This window comes from Dokdonia ponticola (genome assembly GCF_042653865.1).
GTDB lineage: Bacteria > Bacteroidota > Bacteroidia > Flavobacteriales > Flavobacteriaceae > Dokdonia > Dokdonia ponticola.
In genome coordinates, this window is record NZ_JBHSFV010000032.1 from 2590 (window position 1) to 5459 (window position 2870).

Annotated in this window: 2 protein-coding genes; both read left to right on the forward strand. The window is 39.0% G+C overall.

Annotation, left to right across the window (positions count from 1 at the left end; translation table 11 throughout):
* The coding region (locus tag ACFO3O_RS22400) for a DUF7507 domain-containing protein (protein ID WP_379983055.1) at positions 1-2434 on the forward strand (2434 nt) is incomplete at its 5' end.
* Positions 2435-2542: 108 nt separating this feature from the next.
* Positions 2543-2870 (forward strand): PorP/SprF family type IX secretion system membrane protein (locus tag ACFO3O_RS22405; protein ID WP_379983056.1); only part of this gene is annotated, 328 nt, incomplete at its 3' end.

Sequence of the window (2870 nt, forward strand, 5' to 3'; positions counted from 1 at the left end):
TACGACTTTTACAGCGGTCTATGTGCTTACACAGGATGATATCGATGCGGGAGGCGTATACAATTTAGCGACAGCTGAAGGAACCGATCCAGACGGTGATACGATAAGCGATGAATCAGAAGATCCAACGCCGATTGATCCAAATGATCCTGAGAATCCACCGATTGATCCAAACTGTCCAGATTGTACGATCACAGTGATTGATCAAGACGGAAGTATTTCACTCATCAAAACAGGAATGTTTAATGATGAGAATGGTGATGGTATCGCACAAGTAGGAGAGACCATCAGTTATACCTTTATCGTAACGAACACAGGAAATGTCACTATTACGAACATTGTGATTACAGATCCATTAACAGGACTTGTATTATCAGGTGGTCCAATTGCAGAATTAGCACCAGGAGAGACAGACAGTACGACCTACACAGGAGAGTATACGATCACTCAAGAGGATATTGATGCAGGATCAGTAATGAATCAAGCACTTGCAACAGGTCAAGATCCAAATGGAGATGATGTAGAAGATGAGTCTGATGATGATAGTGAAGTAGAGGACGACACCACCATCACACCGCTTCCACAAGGAGCAAGTATTGCACTTATCAAAACAGGCATGTTTAATGATGAGAATGGTGACGGTATCGCACAAGTAGGAGAGACCATCAGTTATACCTTTATTGTAACGAACACAGGAAATGTCACTATTACGAACATTGTGATTACAGATCCATTAACAGGACTTGTATTATCAGGTGGTCCAATTGCAGAATTAGCACCAGGAGAGACAGACAGTACGACCTACACAGGAGAGTACACGATCACTCAAGAGGATATTGATGCAGGATCAGTAATGAATCAAGCACTTGCAACAGGTCAAGATCCAAATGGAGATGATGTAGAAGATGAGTCTGATGATGATAGTGAAGTAGAGGATGACACCACCATTACACCGCTTCCACAAGATGCAAGTATTTCACTCATCAAAACAGGCATGTTTAATGATGAGAATGGTGATGGTATCGCACAAGTAGGAGAGACCATCAGTTATACCTTTATTGTAACGAACACAGGAAATGTAACGGTTACAAACATTGTGATTACAGATCCATTAACAGGACTTGTATTATCAGGTGGTCCAATTGCAGAATTAGCACCAGGAGAGACAGACAGTACGACCTACACAGGAGAATACACGATCACTCAGGAAGATATTGATGCAGGATCAGTAATGAATCAAGCACTTGCAACAGGTCAAGATCCAAATGGTGATGATGTAGAAGATGAGTCTGATGATGATAGTGAAGTAGAGGATGACACTACCATCACACCGCTTCCACAAGGAGGTAGTATCTCTTTAGTAAAAACAGCTGTTTTCAATGATGAAGATGGAGATGGATTTGCACAAGTAGGGGAAACCATTACCTACACCTTTATTGTGACTAATACAGGAAATGTAACCATTACGAACATCACGATAGAAGATCCATTACCAGGTCTTGATTTAACAGGTGGACCTATAGCTGAATTACTACCAGGTGAAGTTGATAGTACGACTTTTACAGGAGTTTATGTGATTACAGAAGATGATTTACTTAATGGAGAAGTAGTGAATCAAGCGATTGCTACAGGTCAAGATCCAGATGGGGAAGATGTAGTAGATGTTTCTGATAATGATACAAACCTTGAAGATGACGAGACAGTAACGTCTTTACCTCAAGGAAGTTTAACCCTTGAAAAGACAGGTGAGATTATTGATCTTAATGGAGATGAATTTACGCAAGCGGGTGAAATTATTCAATACACATTTACCGTTACAAATACAGGAAATGTTCCATTGTTTAATATTACGATAGATGATCCATTAGTAACTGTAGAAGGAGGTCCTATTGATCTAGCAGTAGGCGAAAGTGATAGCACTTCATTTACAGCAACGTACATTCTTACTGATGCAGATTTAGATGCGCTAATCGTTATTAATCAAGCGACGGTATTTGGAGTTGATGAGAATGATAATACAGTAACAGATCTCTCAGATGATCCAAATGATCTAACAAATGTTGATGTAGAAGGGGATAATGAACCAGATGATCCAACAGTAACAATTCTTACTGGGGTACTTAATGAAGAAGATGTAGAAGTCTATAACGGGGTAACACCAGATGGCGATAATTCTAATGATATACTAATTATTAGAGGTATTGATAGATTCCCTGACAATACAGTTCAGATATTCAATAGATGGGGTGTAGAAGTATACTTCAGAGAAGGATACCTCAACGATAGTGATGCTTTTGACGGGACATCACAAGCAAGAGCTACTATTAATAGAGGTAAAGAACTTCCTGTAGGAACTTATTATTACATACTTAAGTTTGTAAATGATGATGGAGAAACCAGACAGCAAGCGGGTTATCTGTACCTGAATCGATAATATGTAGGAAAGAGAATATGAGTACGCTTTCGCGAAAGCGTACTCACTCTAAAATAAATAATCATATAAATACTGGCTCAGTGAGTATTTGTAAAAGTTGTAAAAAAAATGAAGCATTTAACAATAGGGTGTCTTATCTATTTTGTGTTGATTACTTTCAATAGTGCTGCACAACAAGATCCACAGTATTCACAGTACATATACAATACGGTGGCTATTAATCCAGCCTATGCCGGTAATAGAGGAGTTACAAGTATTGTAGGATTACACCGTAGTCAGTGGGTCGGTCTTGATGGTGCGCCTCGTACACAGAGTTTAAGTATTCATTCTCCTATTTCAGAGAGTAAAGTTGGATTAGGTTTATCGATTGTAAATGATGCACTAGGTCCTTCTCAAGAAACCTACATTGGTGTAGATTTTAGTTATACAATCGATA